General features: G+C 40.9%; 16 protein-coding genes and 2 tRNA genes. 12 read left to right on the top strand and 6 right to left on the bottom strand.

Annotated features, from left to right (window positions below):
- Positions 1 to 594 precede the first annotated feature (594 nt).
- The 7 genes from O3603_RS06115 (at position 595) to O3603_RS06085 (ending at position 9,107) form a co-directional block, all read left to right on the top strand.
- Positions 595 to 3,927: a DUF2723 domain-containing protein gene (locus O3603_RS06115; RefSeq protein ID WP_273541246.1), complete on the top strand. Its 3,333-nt coding sequence runs from the start codon at positions 595 to 597 to the stop codon at positions 3,925 to 3,927.
- A 139-nt stretch (positions 3,928 to 4,066) separates the two neighbouring features.
- Positions 4,067 to 4,699 carry a polysaccharide deacetylase family protein gene (locus O3603_RS06110; protein ID WP_314519754.1) on the top strand — a complete coding sequence of 211 codons (633 nt, stop codon included), beginning with the start codon at positions 4,067 to 4,069 and terminating at the stop codon, positions 4,697 to 4,699.
- The gene (gene queG / locus O3603_RS06105; RefSeq protein WP_371521506.1) at positions 4,696 to 5,673 is read left to right on the top strand and encodes a tRNA epoxyqueuosine(34) reductase QueG; all 978 of its coding nucleotides are present in this window, start codon (positions 4,696 to 4,698) and stop codon (positions 5,671 to 5,673) included. The genes O3603_RS06110 and queG overlap by 4 nt, the downstream gene beginning before the upstream one ends.
- A gap of 83 nt (positions 5,674 to 5,756) precedes the next feature.
- Positions 5,757 to 6,080: a cupin domain-containing protein gene (locus O3603_RS06100; RefSeq protein WP_371521504.1), complete on the top strand. Its 324-nt coding sequence runs from the start codon at positions 5,757 to 5,759 to the stop codon at positions 6,078 to 6,080.
- A gap of 476 nt (positions 6,081 to 6,556) precedes the next feature.
- Positions 6,557 to 6,766 (top strand): hypothetical protein, encoded by a 210-nt coding sequence (locus O3603_RS06095; protein WP_371521502.1) that lies wholly within the window; start codon positions 6,557 to 6,559, stop codon positions 6,764 to 6,766.
- A 33-nt stretch (positions 6,767 to 6,799) separates the two neighbouring features.
- A complete protein-coding gene (locus O3603_RS06090) occupies positions 6,800 to 8,353 on the top strand; it encodes a hypothetical protein (protein WP_371521500.1) in 1,554 nt (517 codons plus the stop codon).
- Between the two features lie 289 nt (positions 8,354 to 8,642).
- Positions 8,643 to 9,107 carry an HU family DNA-binding protein gene (locus O3603_RS06085; RefSeq protein WP_315441285.1) on the top strand — a complete coding sequence of 155 codons (465 nt, stop codon included), beginning with the start codon at positions 8,643 to 8,645 and terminating at the stop codon, positions 9,105 to 9,107.
- A 120-nt stretch (positions 9,108 to 9,227) separates the two neighbouring features.
- Here the strand turns inward: O3603_RS06085 and O3603_RS06080 are convergent, their stop codons facing one another.
- A complete protein-coding gene (locus O3603_RS06080) occupies positions 9,228 to 9,608 on the bottom strand; it encodes a hypothetical protein (protein ID WP_371521498.1) in 381 nt (126 codons plus the stop codon).
- Between the two features lie 210 nt (positions 9,609 to 9,818).
- On the opposite strand from O3603_RS06080, the gene glyA reads away from it, so the two are divergent.
- Positions 9,819 to 11,099, top strand: coding sequence for a serine hydroxymethyltransferase (glyA, locus tag O3603_RS06075; RefSeq protein ID WP_371521496.1), 1,281 nt, complete (start codon positions 9,819 to 9,821; stop codon positions 11,097 to 11,099).
- A 211-nt stretch (positions 11,100 to 11,310) separates the two neighbouring features.
- On the opposite strand, the gene O3603_RS06070 is transcribed toward glyA, so the two are convergent.
- Entirely contained in the window at positions 11,311 to 11,721 is a 411-nt protein-coding gene (locus O3603_RS06070) for a response regulator (RefSeq protein ID WP_371521494.1), read from the bottom strand.
- Positions 11,722 to 12,205: 484 nt separating this feature from the next.
- On the opposite strand from O3603_RS06070, the gene O3603_RS06065 reads away from it, so the two are divergent.
- Positions 12,206 to 12,278, top strand: a tRNA-Lys gene (locus tag O3603_RS06065).
- A gap of 206 nt (positions 12,279 to 12,484) precedes the next feature.
- Here the strand turns inward: O3603_RS06065 and O3603_RS06060 are convergent.
- The 4 genes from O3603_RS06060 to O3603_RS06045 form a co-directional block, all read right to left on the bottom strand.
- Positions 12,485 to 12,572, bottom strand: a tRNA-Ser gene (locus tag O3603_RS06060).
- 196 nt (positions 12,573 to 12,768) lie between these two features.
- Positions 12,769 to 13,584, bottom strand: coding sequence for a TatD family hydrolase (locus O3603_RS06055; RefSeq protein ID WP_371521492.1), 816 nt, complete (start codon positions 13,582 to 13,584; stop codon positions 12,769 to 12,771).
- A gap of 13 nt (positions 13,585 to 13,597) precedes the next feature.
- Positions 13,598 to 14,572 carry a polyprenyl synthetase family protein gene (locus O3603_RS06050; protein WP_288952428.1) on the bottom strand — a complete coding sequence of 325 codons (975 nt, stop codon included), beginning with the start codon at positions 14,570 to 14,572 and terminating at the stop codon, positions 13,598 to 13,600.
- 96 nt (positions 14,573 to 14,668) lie between these two features.
- Positions 14,669 to 15,466: a TonB family protein gene (locus O3603_RS06045; RefSeq protein WP_288952429.1), complete on the bottom strand. Its 798-nt coding sequence runs from the start codon at positions 15,464 to 15,466 to the stop codon at positions 14,669 to 14,671.
- A gap of 154 nt (positions 15,467 to 15,620) precedes the next feature.
- On the opposite strand from O3603_RS06045, the gene porQ reads away from it, so the two are divergent.
- The 3 genes from porQ to O3603_RS06030 all read left to right on the top strand — a co-directional run bounded on the left by porQ (position 15,621) and on the right by O3603_RS06030 (position 18,639).
- Positions 15,621 to 16,565, top strand: a complete 945-nt coding sequence (porQ, locus tag O3603_RS06040; protein ID WP_288952430.1) for a type IX secretion system protein PorQ — start codon at positions 15,621 to 15,623, stop codon at positions 16,563 to 16,565.
- Positions 16,566 to 16,980: 415 nt separating this feature from the next.
- Positions 16,981 to 17,673 (top strand): (d)CMP kinase, encoded by a 693-nt coding sequence (gene cmk / locus O3603_RS06035; protein WP_288952431.1) that lies wholly within the window; start codon positions 16,981 to 16,983, stop codon positions 17,671 to 17,673.
- Positions 17,674 to 17,865: 192 nt separating this feature from the next.
- Positions 17,866 to 18,639, top strand: a complete 774-nt coding sequence (locus tag O3603_RS06030; protein ID WP_288952432.1) for a polysaccharide biosynthesis/export family protein — start codon at positions 17,866 to 17,868, stop codon at positions 18,637 to 18,639.
- The last annotated feature ends 76 nt before the right edge of the window (positions 18,640 to 18,715 follow it).

The following is an 18,715-nucleotide window of genomic DNA, read 5'->3' as shown; positions in this document are numbered from 1 at the left end:
CATGCAAAGAAGGCACCTTTTCAACCTGAAAAGAGCATGTTTTCAAGTTGAAAAAGGCGTCTTTTGTTTTAGTGTTTATAAACAAAGAGTAATTTAAGGGGCCATCTCCCATAGAATTATACTCGTATACACATCTCTTGCCATTATCAAAGATTGCCTATCATCCATAGCTATCTATGAACTCTCACATTTATCTTAATCAGGACAGAAAAGGTGAGAAACAAAAGGACTTCACCATGGAATTAAAGCGAGAAAGATATTTAGACTATCATTCCTGCCGCCTATTTACGCTTTACAAGACACAAGAAATCAACATATTAAGGCAAATGTTAAAAGTAAAAGGAGAGCAAATTAAAACTAAATTCATGTATTTGTGATTGATTTTTATGCCCCAATACACACCTAAAACAGCAAGAAGTTAATACTACCTACACGAAACTCATCTTCAAACAGAGCATTTTAATATATTTTCAAACCATCTTTTACTGATACTTAATATATAATTACTACCTTTGCACAGATTATTTCGAAATAAACATTTTCTGCCCTTCTCCCATGCTGATAAGTGGCAGATTGTAAATACTAATCGCACAAATGAAACAATTCAGACTGGTGGACAACATCGTTGGATGGGTGGCTTTCTTAGTTGCCGCATTCGTCTATTGCTCCACAATTGAGCCGACAGCCAGCTTTTGGGACTGTCCGGAATTCATTACAACAGGCTATAAGTTAGAGATTGGTCACCCTCCCGGGGCACCATTCTTCATGCTTACTGCTAATTTATTCTCACACTTTGCGAGTGATCCAACACAAGTTGCAAAGATGGTCAACACGATGAGTGCATTGTTGTCGGCTACTTGTATCATGTTCTTGTTTTGGACTATTACCCATCTCTCACGCCGTCTTATCGTTCGTGATGGCGATGCTCCGTCACTTGCAAAGACTATTGCTATCGAGGGTGCAGGCCTTGTTGGTGCACTGATCTATACTTTCAGTGACACATTCTGGTTCTCTGCTGTCGAGGGCGAGGTGTATGCTTACTCATCAGCATTTACTGCTGTTGTGTTCTGGTTGATACTCAAGTGGGAAGATGTTGCAGACCAACCACATTCCGACAGATGGTTGGTATTGATCTTCTATATGACTGGTCTTTCAATCGGTGTACACCTGTTGAACCTCCTCAGTATCCCTGCCATCGTTCTGATTTACTATTATAAAAAGGTGCCAGAGGCTAATCTTAAGGGTTCGTTATTCGCTCTGCTCATCTCGGTAATATTGGTTGCAGCCGTCCTCTATGGCGTTGTTCCTGGTATTATCACCGTAGGTGGATGGTTCGAATTGTTCTTTACTAACACCCTAGGCATGCCTTTCAACACGGGTACCATTATATATATAGTACTGCTTGTATCCGCCTTTGTATGGGGTATCTATGAAACTTATCAAGATAAGAGTCAAGCTCGTCAGAACATAGCCTTCCTATTGGCTTTCGCCTTAATTGGTATTCCTTTCTATGGTTATGGTTGGAGTGCTTTCATCATTGGTATTATAGTTTTAGCTGTTGTTTACTTCCTTTTGCGCTGGCGTCGACCTGTTAATAAGGATGGTAAGAGACAATCAGTAATGTTGGTGACTGCCCGTCTAAAGAACACAGCTTTACTATGTATGCTGATGTTGATAATCGGTTATTCATCTTATGCTGTAATAGTTATTCGCTCTACAGCTAACCCTCCAATGGATCAGAACTCACCAGAGGATATCTTCACACTGGGTAGTTATCTGAGCCGTGACCAGTATGGTGATCACCCTCTACTCTATGGTCAGGCTTATACGAGTCAACCAGCAGTGGCAGAGGATGGTATGCACTATAAATTTAAGGAGGGAGCACCTGTCTATGAGCGTAAAGAGAAGGCTTCAAAGAATGAGAAGGACTCTTACTTCCTCGTTAGAAATAAGGCTACACAAGTGTTCCAACAGAACATGTTCTTCCCAAGAATGTATGATGACGCTCATGCTGCACAGTATGAACAATGGATGGGAGGCGTTACGGGTCATACTGTTGATGGTGTAAAGATGCCTACACAATGGGAGAATCTAAAGTTCTTCTTCTCTTATCAATGTAACTTCATGTACTGGCGTTACTTCATGTGGAACTTTGCTGGACGTCAAAACGACCTACAAGGCAATGGTGAACCAGAGCATGGTAACTGGATAACAGGTATATCGTTCATTGATAATGCACTCTATGGGGACCAGAGTAAACTGCCCGATGAGTTGAAAGCAAACAAAGGTCACAATGTATTCTATTGTCTTCCATTATTGCTCGGACTACTTGGTTTGTTCTGGCAAGCATGGCGTGGCAAGCGTGGTATACAGCAGTTCTGGGTGGTATTCTTCCTGTTCTTTATGACAGGTTTAGCTATTATCATCTATTTGAATCAGACTCCTAGCCAGCCACGTGAGCGTGACTATTCGTATGCGGGATCATTCTATGCTTACGCAATATGGTGTGGTTTAGGTGTTTTGGCACTCTATGATTGGGCAAGAAAACTGAAGATTGCACCAGTATTATCGGCTTCTGTGATCTCACTTGTTTGTTTGCTTGTGCCAATTCAGATGGCATCACAGACTTGGGATGACCATGATCGTTCTGGTCGTTATACATGTCGTGACTTCGGACAGAACTATTTGATGTCACTTCAAGATAAGGGAGCTCCTATCATCTTCACTAATGGTGACAATGATACCTTCCCACTCTGGTACAATCAAGAGGTTGAAGGTGTAAGAACAGACACACGTGTTTGCAACCTTTCTTACCTACAGACTGACTGGTACATAGACCAGATGCGTCGCCCTGCTTACAACTCTCCGAGTGTGCCAATATCATGGCCACGACTTGATTATGTGAGCGGTACGAATGAGATTATACCTATTCAACCAGAGTACAAACAGCAGGTTTTGGACTTCTATAAGCAGAATCCCGCTGCTGCAAAGGCTCAGTTTGGCGAGGAACCATTCGAGTTAAAGAATATATTGAAGTACTGGGTACGTTCTAAGAACGCTGAGACTCACCTCATTCCAACCGATACCATCTACATGACTATCGATAAGGAAGCTGTGAAACGAAGTGGTATGATGCGTCCAGGTGATTCTATTCCTGATCGTATGGTCATCTCTTTAGCAGGTAAGCAGGCATTATATAAGAATGATTTAATGATGCTTGAGATGATTGCTAATTGTAATTGGACTCGTCCACTCTATGTAGCTGTTACTGTAGGAAGTGAGAATTTCATGAATCTCGGTGATAACTTCATTCAAGAGGGATTAGTAAATCGTATCACACCATTCAATACGACACAAGGTGGAAACAATCCATTGGGAATCAATCTACGTAATTTCGATACAGAAAAGACCTATAATGTCGTGATGAATCGATTCAAGTGGGGAGGTCTCAATAAGCCTGGTCTCTACATAGACGAGACTGTTGCACGTATGTGTTATACGCATCGTCGTGAGATGGCAGACCTTGCGCTCCACCTTATTGCTAAGGGTGAGAAAGCCAAAGCACTGAAGGTTCTACAGAAGGCAGAGAAAGAGATACCTTATTATAATGTACCAATAAGTTACATGAGTGGCTCTGGTGATATGGCAGAAGCTTATACATTGTTGGGACAGAAGGCAAAGGCTCGTCAGTTATATGACGCTCTTTGGAAGATTTCAATGCAGTATGCTAATTACTACATGTCGCTTCCTTCACGTTACTTTGATATGTCGCAAAGTTCATGCAAGATGCACTTCCAAATTATGATGAACCTTGTTAATGCTAATGATCATACTGACAGAGCATGGGCTAACAAGCATGCTCAACAGTTGAACGGGCTGATGAACAGATTTGCAAGTCTAGGAGGTACATGGCAACAGGGTGAATAATCCAACTTTAAAAGAAACTATTTCTTGATAAAGATGGAATAAATTAAACTGGGGCGTGGTCTACCATATCTGGATGATCACACTCCAGTTTCTTCTTATATCATACTTCATCACTTCTTAAAATCAGCTATAAGTAACAATGTTAATAGAACAACCAGCACGATGGCTACGCCTCTTTTATCCGCACGCATTATGGCGCATGGATAAGAATGACCATTCTGTATACCTTACCTTTGATGATGGTCCCATCCCAGAAGCCACTCCTTTCATCCTTGATGTGTTGGATGAATTCGGTGCGAAGGCTATGTTTTTTATGGTGGCAGATAATGTAAGGAAACATCCAGACCTATATAAAGAGGTGATAAGAAGAGGGCATAAAGTGGGAAATCACACCTATCATCACCTCGGATCATTTAGACATTGGACATTAACTTACGCTGTTGATGTCACAAAAGCTGATAACTTGCTTAATACTCCCTACTTCCGTCCACCTCACGGATGGCTTCGACACACTGTTTACCGGTGGGTGAAACAGAATTACAGGGTTGTAATGTGGGATCTTGTCACACGTGATTATTCTAAGTTATTGACTGCAAAAGACGTGGTAGAGAACGTAAAACGATATGCACGAAATGGGTCTATCATTACCTTCCACGACTCTTTAAAGAGTATAGACAAGCTCCGTACAGCACTTCCGGAGTCACTTCAATGGCTCAAGGAACAGGGATATGAGTTTAAGACATTCCCCGATAATCCCGAAGAAACAAGATGATTAGTATCAACGCAACATGGATAAAGGAAGAAGCAAAGCATCTCGGATTCTTCACTTGTGGGGTTGCAAAGGCAGAACCGGTTGATGAAGAGGTTGCAAAAGGGTATCGGAAATGGTTAGAGAATGGTGAGGAAGCAACCATGGCATATATGTCGAATTATTTAGAGAAGCGTCTCGATCCTCGTAAACTGGTTCCTTGTGTGCGAAGTATAATATCTCTTGCCCTCAATTATGCCCCTTCTCAACACCTACCTAAAGGTGAATATCAGTTTGCAGCATACGCTCTAGGACAGGATTACCACGACTTAATGAAGGCAAAGATGCGGGAGTTGGCTAATAAGATAATGGAATCAGAACCTTATCTTAATGCTTTTCAAGAAAACAAGGAAGGGCAAGAGGAGAAATTAGAAATACGTTGTTTCTGTGATACAGCACCTGTTCTTGAACGTTATTGGGCACAGAAAGCAGGCTTAGGATGGGTTGGGCGGAATCATCAACTTATCATTCCTCATGCTGGTTCGATGTTCTTTCTCGGGGAGATATTTCTTCCTTTCGACGTTGATAAATATGACGAACCTATGGAGAGTAGGTGCGGTAACTGCCATAGATGTATAGATGCTTGCCCTACGAAAGCCATCATCCCGAATGAAGACTTTCATACAGATAGATGCTTATCGTACCAACTGATTGAGAATAGAGGGGACTTGTCAGAGGATGCAAAGGTAGCTATGGGCGACACAATCTATGGTTGCGATAGATGTCAAACAGCCTGTCCTTGGAATCGTTTTGCCACTCCTAACACCGAACCAAGCCTACAACCGAAGGCCGAACTACTCTCAATGAGTAGGGAAGCATGGCACAATCTCTCTATTGAAGATTATCGACAATTATTTAAAGGGTCAGCTGTTAAGCGTGTAAAGTTCGAAGGTTTGAAACGTAATATAGCTGCAACAAAGCATAAAGAGAACGAGTAACATTTGTTACCAAGGCTTTCTGTGGCATTCTTATTGCTTGTTAGGAGATAGTAAACAGTTATAAACAATTTAATTATAAAGATATGGCAAAACTAGAGAAAGGTATTATCTTTTCAGCAAACAAGGTAATTGATTACGCTGATGGTGGTGTAATTAGCAAGGAATTAGTACATAGTAACGCAGGAAGTGTGACACTCTTCAGCTTCGATGCAGGACAAGGTTTATCAGAACACTCCGCACCTTTTGATGCCCTCATACAGGTGATTGAGGGTAAGATGGAGCTAACCGTTGAAGGCACAAAGCACGTTATTAATGCAGGTGAAAGCTTTATCATCCCTAGCGGTGCCCATCATTCAGTAAATGCAGCAGAGCGTTTCAAGATGATAATTACAATGATTAGAGGTTAAGAAGAGCCTTTACTAGATAATAAGTAAAACCTGCCTGAACTATATAGAGGATGTGTCATACATCCTCTTTTTGCATAGTAATTTAAGACGAAACAAAGATTTTAATTAAGATTATTTGGCTGAATTAAAAGAAAGCCTTACCTTTGCCGCCGTGAAACAGTTAGCAATGACATATCAAGTGAACGAAGTACTGCAAAGAATTATCCGATTCTTTGCATCTTTTTGCACTTTATCTTTGGTCAATCCAAATAATTTGCTAACACACACACACACACACACACACACACACACAATATGCGCACCTAGCGTCTAATAACACATTTTTTCTTCTCGCATACGCGCGCGCGAAACGTGCCGTAACCCCTGTAAACAAAGGACTTCCAAGAGTTTCCTTTGTTCGCTTTTTTATGCCCTTTTGTGAACTCGATTTAGAGCGAAATAAGAACGAAATAACAACTATTTTAATCAATGAAGTAATGAGAAAAAAGCAAGTAAAGAAGAGTTACTCTGCACCAGAGTGCATGATAATTCAAGTCAACGAAGCCACTAATTTAATGCAAACGTCTTTCCCTAGTCAGCATAAGAAGGCTCACAAGGCTACTGGTCCATCAGCTCCTGCCAAAGAGTCAGGCTTATGGAATGATGAAGACTTAGAAGATGAAAGCACATCTTCATGGGAAGACTAACAGAGAGTTATTAACAAAGAGAACAAAGAAAAGATGAAGCAAACAATGAAACAACATTCATTCACATCACAGCTAAAGTCCTTGGCTGTTGTATTTGGTATAGCCTTGGCTTTTGCATCCTGTGCTAACGAGGATGTAGCACAGAACCCAACGAACCCCAATGAGGATAACGACAAGAACCTAACGACTTTTGTAGCAGGTGACGAGGCAAAGACCCGCACATCATTGAATTATAACAGCAGTGACTTCTCTTGGGAAGCAGGCGATTATATCTACGTAAAGGATGACAACGGCGATTTGAAGAAGAGTACGAACGCTCCAAAGAGCAAGGTTGCATCTTTTAAGTATATGGTTCCAGGTAAGTTTACAGACCATAGCAGTTATGAGGTTTATTACTTGGGCAAGAACAGCAGCAGCAACTCTGTAACTATCTCAACCGCCCAGAGCCAGACAGCTCCAGACAACACCGAGCATTTCGGCACAGCAGGCGATTACGGTACTGCTACCGCTACAAAGGTGACAGGTAAAAATCAGTTTGCATTCGAGTTAGAGCACCAGCCAGCTTACTTAGTTTTCCAGCCTTACATAAGCAACACTGTCCTACATGACTGCTACTTAACAAAGGTGGAGGTAAGCTCCGACAACGATATTGCTGAGACCTACACCGTCAATACAACTACAGGTGCTTTAGATGCTTCAGCAGTTACAGGTGGTGATAAAATTGTCTTAACCACAACTGGCAGTGGCAGCTATAGCAACGGCTTCCCACTGACTAACAGCGCAGCCAGCGTAACTACTAACGGTGCTTACATGGTCATCAAGCCAGGAACTCATACCTTAAAAGTACGTTATTGGGTAAAAGACGTAGCAACAAATGTGGAGGGCACCATAACTAAGACATATACATCCACAGCATACGCTTCCAACACCTACTACGATATGACCGCACAACTTGACGTAAAGAACTACGATGGCGACCATTATTACACGTGGGATGCTCAGGAACAATACTGGAAGGGTCACGAATGGTGGTCGAGTAATAAAGACCAGCCAGTGTTGAACTATACCAGTAACGGCAACTACGCCCAGAGCAACACAGACCCTCGTTACTACCACGAGGGTAGCGGTGCGTTTCAAGCAAACAATAGTTGCTCAACTCTCCCCAACGTGAACGAGATGACATGGTACGCAAAAGAGGGCGATCCTCGTTGGGATGCAGATGAGTTATGGACTACAATGGGTCATTTATATAAAGGTGGTATGTGGTTTAAGAAGAAGGCATACATAAGTGGTTACAACAGCAACACCGCTGCCGACGGTACTGATTGGCGTACAATTGGAGGCAATGGCAGCTGGTCCGCTTCTCCGACTCTTCCTTCCGCAGCCGATGCAAACAAATATTTCTACCTGCCCGCCTTGGGTTCCTACGGCTCTGGTCAGCTGTACGACATTGGCTCCAACGGCGCCTATTGGTCGTCAAGTGTTTACCCAGCTGGCGGCGCATACGGCCTGAGCTTCTACAGTGGTAACGTCTACATTAGCAACTACAACCGCAAAAACGGGTTCAGGGTCGGCGTGCTCGAGTAGTCCGTGCGATTGCCCTGTACCGGTATCGCCCTCTAAAAGGCGAAGTTTAATGCGAAAAAACAGGACAAAATAGGGGTAGAAATAGACCTCTTATAACTAATTGATAATCAACGCATTATAGAAGAGGGTATCTCGGTATAGGACTAAGACCCCCTCGGTATAGGACTAAGGGTACCTCAGTATAGGACCGAGGTACCCTCTGTAACGGACCGAGATAGACTGTTGCTTGAAAATAATTTACATATCGTTTATTATAAATCTATTTATTAATCTTTAAAAGTTTGAGACTATGGCTTTTTTTAAGAAAGTAAAAAAGAAAATTACAGGTTTGTGGTATCCGCAGGTAGTAGTTGTGGGTAAGCCCGTAACAACCGACCAAGTGGCTGACCGATTGGCATTGATTTCGACGGTGAGTCGTGGTGACACGTATGCTGTACTGAAAGACTTAGGTGTTGTTATGGCTGCCTTTATGGCTGAAGGTCGAACGGTGAAGTTGGAGGGTGTTGGTACATTCTATTATACCATCAATGCCGACAAGGGTATCGCGAAGCCTGAAGAAGTGACGGCAAAGCAGATAAAGAATGTCCGTGTTCGTTTCATCCCCGAGACTTCGCGCACACAGAGTAACAAGGTTGCTACTCGCTCGTTGGTTTCGGATAACATTCATTGGGAGGAGTGGAAGGAAAGCCTCACCCCCGCCCCCTCTCCGAATGGAGAGGGGAGTGAAGAGCACCCTGGACCGCAGGTAGGGTAAGCCTACAGCCCCCTCCAACTCCCCCGAAATGGGGAGAGTGCCTAATGGAAGCTAGTTAGGGAGGAGGACTTAATAGATGAGAGGGTGTGCCAAAAGTATTTGCTTTTTAGCACACTCAATTTATTTTATAATTGCTTGATAGTCTTTATCAAAGGGGCGAGGATGACGACCAATGAGGACTGTATTAAGTAGACAATTAGCCACTAACTCCTCATCCGTTAGGTCTACTTTCGGCTCCTTCTTCACTTCCTTGCCTAATAACACATCCCATGGACCATTGAAATCATGGTCGTCAGCACCGAAGAACATCTCATTTGTATCGGGATCTTCCATCAGTTGATATCGGATTTGCTTCTTTGATAACACAGGATTAATGCTTAATAACAACTCGTATGCATTACGGAACTCATTCCGTAAATGCCTACCTTTAGGAAACATAAGTCCTATTTGTGGATAAATCTCATCAAACTCGTAGGCTTGAAACAACTCTTTCAGTTTCATAATATATTGTTGTTTAATTATCAGAACAAATCTTTTATTCATCAGAAGATTATCCTTAATAATCAAGAGAATAAGAGATTGTGCCTGCAAAGATACATTATTTTTTTTGATACGTTTGCATGTTAGAACATTAATTCGTATATTTGCGGCATATTACTAACCCCGAGTTCGTCTAGAAAAACACGGACTCCTTTAAAACTTTTGATACACATGAGAAGAGATCAAGAAATTTTCGACCTCATTGAGATGGAGCATAAGCGACAGCTGAAGGGCATGGAGCTGATTGCATCTGAGAATTTTGTTAGCGATGAAGTAATGCAGGCTATGGGTTCTTACCTCACTAACAAGTACGCAGAGGGTTATCCTGGCAAACGCTATTATGGTGGATGTCAAGTGGTTGATCAGGTTGAGACACTTGCTATTGAGCGTGTTAAACAACTCTTCGGAGCAGAGTATGCCAATGTTCAGCCACACTCTGGCGCACAAGCAAACCAAGCTGTTTTACTCGCAGTACTAAAACCTGGTGACACATTTATGGGTTTAGACCTTGACCAAGGAGGGCATCTCTCTCATGGAAGTGAGGTGAATACTTCTGGAATCCTTTATCACCACGTTGGTTACACACTGAATCGTGAGACTGGAAGAGTGGATTATGATGAGATGGAAAGGCTCGCTCTTGAACATAAGCCAAAGCTAATTATTGGTGGAGGATCAGCTTATAGCCGTGAATGGGACTATAAGCGTATGCGCGAAATAGCTGACAAAGTAGGTGCTTTATTGATGATTGACATGGCACATCCTGCTGGTCTCATTGCTGCTGGATTGTTGGATAACCCCGTAAAGTATGCTCATATTGTTACAACAACAACCCATAAGACACTTCGTGGACCACGTGGTGGTGTCATTCTAATGGGTAAAGACTTTGAGAATCCATGGGGACTTACCACAAAGAAAGGCGTTGTAAAACCAATGTCATTGCTCTTCAACTCTGCAGTATTCCCTGGTAACCAGGGTGGACCATTAGAGCATGTCATTGCAGCAAAGGCTGTTGGCTTCGGTGAGAACCTTCTCCCAAGTTGGAAGGAATATGCAATGCAGGTAAAGAAAAACGCTTCTGTTCTTGCACAAGCACTCGTTGATAAGGGCTTCAGTATTGTTAGTGGTGGTACAGATAACCATTCTATGTTGCTCGATCTACGTCAGAAATATCCAGACCTTACTGGAAAGGTGGCAGAGACGGCACTTGTTGCTGCTGATATCACAGCCAATAAGAATAAGGTTCCATACGATGAGCGTTCAGCGTTCCAGACAAGTGGTTTGCGTCTCGGAACAGCTGCTATGACAACTCGTGGATGTAAGGAAGACATGATGTTGCTCACTGCAGAACTCATTGATGAGGTTCTCGCTGATCCAGAGAACGAGCAGGTAATCAAGAGAGTACGTGAGAAAGTAAACGAGACGATGGCTACTTATCCTCTCTTCGCTTACTAATAGTAAGGCTTACTAGCATTTAAAAGATTACAAGAAGGGAGCTATTAAAAGTAAGGATATAATAATCTATGTCCAACGGATATCAATCCATTAGTACTAGCAAGGCTAGATAACTAAATAAGATTGAATAATCCATACTTTTAATATCGCCCCCTTTTTGTATATAATAATCTTATTACCTTCTTTAAAGTTACACACTAAAAGAAGACAATCACCTTAATTGATACCTTATATACCTCGCCTTTTGAATCTCATCACTATAGAGAATATTATATCTGTCAGGGATATACAATGCACCATCAAATATTATGTATGGTTCAGGACCATCCCGCTCTATCCTATAAGCCAGCCCCTTTTTATTATCCACCAACTTTATAAAGCTTATCCAAGGTCCCGTTATCGTAGCTACCTCTTCTAACGAATACCTCAAACTATCTATAGAATCAACTACAAGAAGTGCTCCCGTTGAAGGGTCGCAAGACTTTATTGATGACAAGCGAAGCCTTACTTCCTTTGGTAATTCTTGATAGGAAAGTTCTATACTTGGTAGCGATGAAACTTTATAGTCATAAGAGCTACAACCACAAAAAACTAACAAAAGACTAAAAAGAAAATATCTCATTGCTATGGACTTATCTTTACCTAATCATTATACAAGCATACATCATTATAGAATATATGTTTAATAAGTACGTACAAACTTACTTAAAATAATTGAGTGCGGTATAAATTACCAAAGAAAAATACACCCTATCGAATCCACAAAAAACTTAATTTGGCTTTAATCATCATTGCTTTCACTTTTAACATTTAGCATAATAAGCTGTGAAACAACACTTTGAAGAATCTGATAGGGTGACAGGAATGACAGTAAAAATGATTTGCTTTTTATAAACGAAATCCTTCATCTATCCTTTTTCATCACCATTAATATTGTATGATAGCCCCATCCCCTCGTGAGTCAACTATCAACACTTATCTAGAAGATGCTAAAAGCATTAAAGAATATCTATGAATTAGCCCTAAAGAAATAAATATCTCAAAATATTTGGTATAGTCAAAAAAACTTAGTACCTTTGCAACCGCAATTAACAAAAGCGTAGGGAGATCCGCTAGCTCAGCTGGTAGAGCACAACACTTTTAATGTTGGGGTCATGGGTTCGAACCCCATGCGGATCACAAGAAGGTATGTCATTAGACATACCTTTTTTCTTTATAGATACGAAAGAGACGATAACAAGATTGTTTAATAATAAGAGAAACAACTCTCCAAATACTCCTTAAAAAGCAAAATAAGCAAGAACTAGTGTGTAAACATATGTATAAAGAGTAATAAGAAATCCCTATATCTTGACGATATAGGGATTATCATTTACACAATTAAGCGGAAAGAGGGGGATTCGAACCCCCGATACCCTTTAGAGGTATACACGCTTTCCAGGCGTGCCTCTTCAACCACTCGAGCATCTTTCCTAGTCTCCTCACATATAGAAAAGCATCCACATATGAAATATATGTGTACAAAATTACTCCTTTCGTTTGATAAATTCACATAAAGGAGTTACTATTTAATATTCTTTAAGACGATAATATCCATTATATTTGAACCTTATCATCCTCTACAAAAACTGACTCCTGAATTTCAAGTATTATGTTCGATAATACAATCTTACACCTTAATACCAAAGATACGCTCTACATTGGCATTCGTCTGACGTGCTATTTCTTCTTCATCAACGCCATAACTCATTGCTAATGTACGCATTACCTCTATAATAAATGAACTTTCGTTCCGTTTACCACGATATGGAACAGGTGCCATATAAGGGCTATCTGTCTCTAAAACAATACGATCCAAAGGAACAGCAGCAGGCAAATCTTCCCTCAGATGACTACTCTTAAAGGTTGAAACGCCCCCTATACCCAATGCAAAATGCTCAAGACGAAGGAAGGCTTCAGCCTCTTTTTGATTACCAGTAAAGCAATGAAAGACACCACCTGGTAATTCTTTTTCATACGCCCGCATGATATGCAACATCTCATTCTGTGCCTTCCTACAATGTATCATCAAGGGTAGTTGCGTCTCAATACTCCATTTGACAGCTTCCTCAAAAGCAGCAAGTTGCTCTTGTTCATACTCACGTGACCAATAGAAATCAAGCCCAACTTCCCCTATGGCAATGAATGTCTCGCCAGATAAAGCTGTACCATCAGCCTGCTTCTTAATAGATTCTTTCAATCGAGCATACATCTTTTCAAGTACTATCTGCCAATCTTGACGTACCTCTTCTGGCTGTAATCCAATCATTGGATAGCACACATCAGGATATTGTCGACATACAGCTAAAGTCGTATCTACTGACTTTAAGTCTATTGCTGGTAGGAATATCTTCCCCACTCCAGCCTGCCGTGCTCGCAAAATAACCTCTGGAAGATCCTCAGAGAAATCTTCAACATCTAAATGAGCATGTGTATCTATTATCATTATAATCAACTAGTTATCGTTTACGGTGCAACATTCTTTGTGCATAAGAGACTAATTCTTGCTTACGATTATCACTCACCTTCACAGCAGCAAGATACTTATTTGCTTCTTCAAAATAGTAATTAATTCGATCAATAGCCATCTTGTCAACACCTATCTTATTATAGAGTTTGGTCACAGCTTCAACCTTTTCATCCCTCACGAAATGCTCACATGTAATCCATTTCTCCAATTCTTTACGTTGGCGAACATTAGCTTTGTTGAAGGCATTAATTAGCATGTATGTCTTCTTGTTAGACGTTATATCCCCCCCAATCTTCTTACCGAATACCTTTGGATCACCATACACATCAAGGTAATCATCTTGTAATTGAAAGGCCAAACCAACCTGTTCTCCAAACTTATAAAGGTTCTCTGCATCCTCTTGTGGGGCGTCTGCTAAGATAGCACCAATCTTCATTGCACATGCCAGGAGAACACTTGTCTTCAGGCGAATCATCTCTATATACTCCTCTTCCTTGACGTCATTTCGTGTCTCAAACTCCATATCATACTGCTGACCTTCGCCTATTTCCAAAGCAGTAGTAGTAAATAGTTTCAACACTTCACGCAGGTGTTTATCATTACACTTAGCCATCCGCTCAAAGGCTAGAACAAGCATGGAATCGCCCGAAAGAACAGCAGTATTCGCATCCCAACGCACATGTACAGTTTGCTGTCCACGCCTAAGTGGAGCATCATCCATCAAATCATCATGTAATAAAGTATAATTGTGATACGTCTCAAGGGCGCATGCTGGTGAGAGAATCGACTCTGGATCATCCTTAAAGAGATTGTAAGAAAGAAGCATTAATATCGGTCGGATTCGTTTCCCACCTAGTGACAATACATATTTAATAGGCTCATATAAGCTCCAAGGTTTACGATTATATGAGATGTTATTTATATAATCATTTACTTTAAATAGGATTTCATCAGCAGTAAACATATAGGATTGTTTTAAGTTGGTTGATTACAAATATTAATTCACTTTATAGGTAAACTTCAATGGATATTGACGCTTTCTAGATGAAAGACATGTTTATCATGAAAGTTTAAAGACAACAGGAATCTCCACTAATGACTGGCATTTTCTACCCTTCTGTATGCCAGGCTTCCATTTCCCCATGGTCTTCAAGACTCTCAAAACCTCTGCATTTAGCACAGGATAACGCCCACTCTTAATCGTAACATCATTCACAGAACCATCAACATTGATGATGAAAGTAATGTTTACAGTACCTTGCAGTTCTTGACTCTTCGCATCTGCAGGATATTGTAAAGTCTTTGTAAGCCATTTCATAAACTCAACCCAGCCACCAGGAGGTGTTGGAGTATCCGAGAGAATACGCTTACTAACCTTATCATCATAACGTTCCACCTCCACTTGTGATGGATCATCTGTCATCTTCTCCGTCACTTTTTTGGCATCTTCCTGCACCTTGGGTGGATCTGGCAAGGTGGTGACCATTGGCATAACGATAGGAATATCACTCACTTGCGGGGCGGCAGTTTTCTTGTCATTCGAGTTCATACTACCTGCGTCGTGAGGCGTCACCTTATTAGGGACATCCCTACGTTTAAGATTCAAAAGATCCTCAATTGTAGGTTTCTTATCGTCCTTTGTCTTTGCTAAGTCTTGCTGGTCAATGGCAGGCAACATATCCATATCGTGAAGAGTCACATTCTTAAAGGCTTTCACGTTAGTATCATCATCACTTGAAGGATTGGCATTGTATTCCATAGCAACAAAGAAGATAGAGAGGGCAATGATGATTCCCAAAAGGAAACCAACCCATCGCTTATTCTCTAAATCTGCTTTTTTTGACTTCTTAATCTCCACTGTTAGATACTAAAACTATAGCTATTGCCGTTATATGAAATACTGCTCTATCCCCGAGAAGCCTACCTTCTACTATTTAAGCAGTTCCAAAGACAAAAGTAATAAGATATTCGGAAAAAGCTGTAACTTTGCCCGATAAATTAATTTAGATTAAATGAAAAAGTTTGTTTTAACGCTCATCTCAACCCTTTTCACTTGTATGTTATGGGCTCAAGAGAGCCAAACTGAATACAATTTCTTACGTCTTCCTGTTAGTGCACATGCTGCTGCTTTAGGTGGAGATAATATTACAATTATTGAAGATGACCCTGCTTTGATGTTCTCTAACCCTGCTCTTGCATCATCGGTAAGCGATAAGACGATAGGTTTGAGTTATATGAATTACATGAGTGGTGCCAATTACATGGGTGCTTCTTACACAAAGGCTTTGGGTGAGAAAGGGACAATTGCAGGAGGAGTCCAGTACATGAACTATGGAAAGATGAAGGAGTATGACCAGAACAACACACAGATAGGAACCTTTAATGCTAGTGAGATTGCAATTGAGGGGATATTTTCTTACGAATTAGCACATAATCTCGTGGGAGGTATAACAGCGAAGTTTATCAACTCATATATAGGTAATTACAGCTCCATGGCAGTAGGTGTTGACCTCGGACTCAACTGGTTTGAACCTGATTACCAATGGTCTGTTTCTGTGGTAGTAAAGAACTTGGGCGGTCAGATCAAGGCTTACGAAGAAAACTACGGGAAGATGCCTATGGATGTACAAGTTGGTGTGAGCAAAACCTTTGCAGCCTTACCTGTACGACTATCTGCAACTCTCGTTGACTTAACTCATTATGATTACCGCTTTATCAATCACTTGAATCTTGGCGCAGACATTCTCTTGTCAGACAATATATGGGTCGGTGGTGGTTACAACTTCCGCCGAGCTGACGAGATGACCATCGGTACCAACGAGGATTCCAGTGCACATGGAGCAGGCTTTAGTGTGGGTGGTGGCATTAATCTCGAACGCTTCAAACTAAACTTAGCCTATGGTAAGTATCATGCTGCTAGCAGCTCCGTCTTAGTCAATCTTGCCTATTCATTTTAAGTAATAATTGTTTAATTAGATACAGATAACCTCATTTATCTTTGTAATTTCACATGATTTGAGTGATTGGAAACGATTTCTAGAATTTATCAAACATCCTCCAACTAACATTATAAACGCCTAGGAGCAGCTATCGAACAAATCTTTTCAAATTGAATATCCTTTCGCATAGACTTAAACAGGCACTCTTCTCTATTTAAAGAGAGCCTTTCTTTGGCATAAGAAGAGCCTCTCTTTACATCAAAGAAACGCCCTTCTCAAATGGAAGTAGACATTCCTTTCAACTCAATATATGAAATGAACACAATGACAAATAATCAATTTCTAACCATAAACATATTACTTTTTTTATTAACTTTGCACACACTGCAGAAGAAAGCAGTACTAAATAGATAAAACAAAACACGGATTCAGAATGAAAAAGATAACTATCGCCATTGATGGATACTCCTCATGTGGTAAGAGCACAATGGCTAAAGACCTTGCAAAGAAGATTGGTTACATCTATGTAGATACTGGTGCAATGTACCGATCCGTTACGTTCTATGCTTTACGTAATCATCTATTCAATGCGGACGGCTCGATAAAAGAAGAGGAACTAAAGGCACAGATGGATAAAATTAAAATTAGTTTCCAGTTGAATAAAGCAACAGGACGACCTGACACCTATCTCAATGGAGAGAATATTGAGACCGAAATCCGAACAATGGAAGTATCTTCACATGTCAGCATTATCGCTGCCCTCCCCTTCGTTCGTACTGCTCTCGTGGAGCAACAACAGCAAATGGGCGCAGAGAAGGGTATCGTTATGGACGGAAGAGACATCGGGACTGTGGTCTTCCCACATGCAGAACTAAAAGTATTCGTCACAGCTTCAGCAGAAGTTCGTGCCCAACGACGCTACGACGAACTGAAGGGTAAAGGCATGGATGCTGACTTCAATGAGATTCTAAAGAATGTACAAGAACGCGATTATATCGATACCCATCGTGAGACGTCACCGCTCCGTAAGGCGGATGATGCTATCGAATTAGATAACAGCAACTTAACAATTACAGAACAACAGCAATGGCTTTACGACCAATATTGTAAAGTGGCTCAATCGTAAAAGGATTTCATCTCCCCCAAAAGAGAGAACAAATCAAGCAATAGAAAGGCTAAGGTAGCATTAATATTTATAGGTCAACTCTATTTTACGAATCACCTAAGAGAAAAAAAGCTATTCGCTTGTAATTCTCAAAAAATAGTCGTATTTTTGCAGAAAAGAATTATTAATAGTTGACTTCACGCTATTTTTTAAATGAAAAAAATCATCTTATCTCTCATAGCAGTAGCTATGATTATGGCAATGACAGGATGTGGTTCTAGCAAGGGCTTCACCTATGTGGAGAACATTGACTCAACCAGTCTTGCCGCTTCACGTGGTCTCTTTGACGCACGAATCATGCCTAAAGACGAATTAACCATCACAGTCAATACAACTAATCCAGAGGCTGCTGCACCCTTCAATCTGCAAGGTGGTGACAAAGGATCTACGGCTTTCAAGGGCTATCTAGTTGATAACACGGGATTCATTAACTTCCCTATTATCGGTAAGATACATGTTGTTGGCTTAACAAAAACTGAATGTGAGGACTTGATAAAGAGTAAGATTCAACCTTACCTTGCACGCACCGAGAACCCTGTTGTGACGGTTCGCATGAGCAGTTATCACATTACTGTCATGGGTGAAGTAGGTCATCCTAGTGTGATACCAGTATCTACTGAGAAGATTAGTGTTCTAGAAGCTATTGCGCAGGCAGGCGATTTAGGTGTATATGGCAAGCGTAATAATATTCTGTTGATACGTGAGGATGCAAGAGGAGAAAAGCATGCAGTACGTCTGAATTTGAATGATGCTAACATCATCAACTCACCTTATTATTATCTACAACAGAATGATGTGTTATACGTTCAACCAAACTCTGTGAAGGCAAAGACCTCTGGTGTGGGTAGTTCCACTACCATTTGGTTCTCCTTTATAGGTATTGTTACATCAGTAGCATCGCTATTGGTTAACGTTTTAAGAAAGTAAGATTCTATCTTTAAATGGGGACTTATATCCTCATTAAAGAGGCAAATATTAAAAATGAGAACATTCTTTGACATCC

This window comes from Prevotella sp. 20925_1_30, assembly GCF_041433025.1.
Lineage (GTDB): Bacteria > Bacteroidota > Bacteroidia > Bacteroidales > Bacteroidaceae > Prevotella > Prevotella vespertina.
Note: the sequence above shows the minus strand (reverse complement) of the source record. Positions and strands in the feature narration are given on the sequence as shown.

Excerpts from the sequence above, each read along its gene's own strand:
- O3603_RS06115 (WP_273541246.1), top strand. The coding sequence starts at position 595 with ATGAAACAATTCAGACTGGTGGACAACATCGTTGGATGGGTGGCTTTC.
- O3603_RS06110 (WP_314519754.1), top strand. The coding sequence starts at position 4,067 with ATGTTAATAGAACAACCAGCACGATGGCTACGCCTCTTTTATCCGCAC.
- queG (WP_371521506.1), top strand. The coding sequence starts at position 4,696 with ATGATTAGTATCAACGCAACATGGATAAAGGAAGAAGCAAAGCATCTC.
- O3603_RS06100 (WP_371521504.1), top strand. The coding sequence starts at position 5,757 with ATGGCAAAACTAGAGAAAGGTATTATCTTTTCAGCAAACAAGGTAATT.
- O3603_RS06095 (WP_371521502.1), top strand. The coding sequence starts at position 6,557 with ATGAGAAAAAAGCAAGTAAAGAAGAGTTACTCTGCACCAGAGTGCATG.
- O3603_RS06090 (WP_371521500.1), top strand. The coding sequence starts at position 6,800 with ATGAAGCAAACAATGAAACAACATTCATTCACATCACAGCTAAAGTCC.
- O3603_RS06085 (WP_315441285.1), top strand. The coding sequence starts at position 8,643 with ATGGCTTTTTTTAAGAAAGTAAAAAAGAAAATTACAGGTTTGTGGTAT.
- O3603_RS06080 (WP_371521498.1), bottom strand. The coding sequence starts at position 9,608 with ATGAAACTGAAAGAGTTGTTTCAAGCCTACGAGTTTGATGAGATTTAT.
- glyA (WP_371521496.1), top strand. The coding sequence starts at position 9,819 with ATGAGAAGAGATCAAGAAATTTTCGACCTCATTGAGATGGAGCATAAG.
- O3603_RS06070 (WP_371521494.1), bottom strand. The coding sequence starts at position 11,721 with ATGAGATATTTTCTTTTTAGTCTTTTGTTAGTTTTTTGTGGTTGTAGC.
- O3603_RS06055 (WP_371521492.1), bottom strand. The coding sequence starts at position 13,584 with ATGATAATAGATACACATGCTCATTTAGATGTTGAAGATTTCTCTGAG.
- O3603_RS06050 (WP_288952428.1), bottom strand. The coding sequence starts at position 14,572 with ATGTTTACTGCTGATGAAATCCTATTTAAAGTAAATGATTATATAAAT.
- porQ (WP_288952430.1), top strand. The coding sequence starts at position 15,621 with ATGAAAAAGTTTGTTTTAACGCTCATCTCAACCCTTTTCACTTGTATG.
- cmk (WP_288952431.1), top strand. The coding sequence starts at position 16,981 with ATGAAAAAGATAACTATCGCCATTGATGGATACTCCTCATGTGGTAAG.
- O3603_RS06030 (WP_288952432.1), top strand. The coding sequence starts at position 17,866 with ATGAAAAAAATCATCTTATCTCTCATAGCAGTAGCTATGATTATGGCA.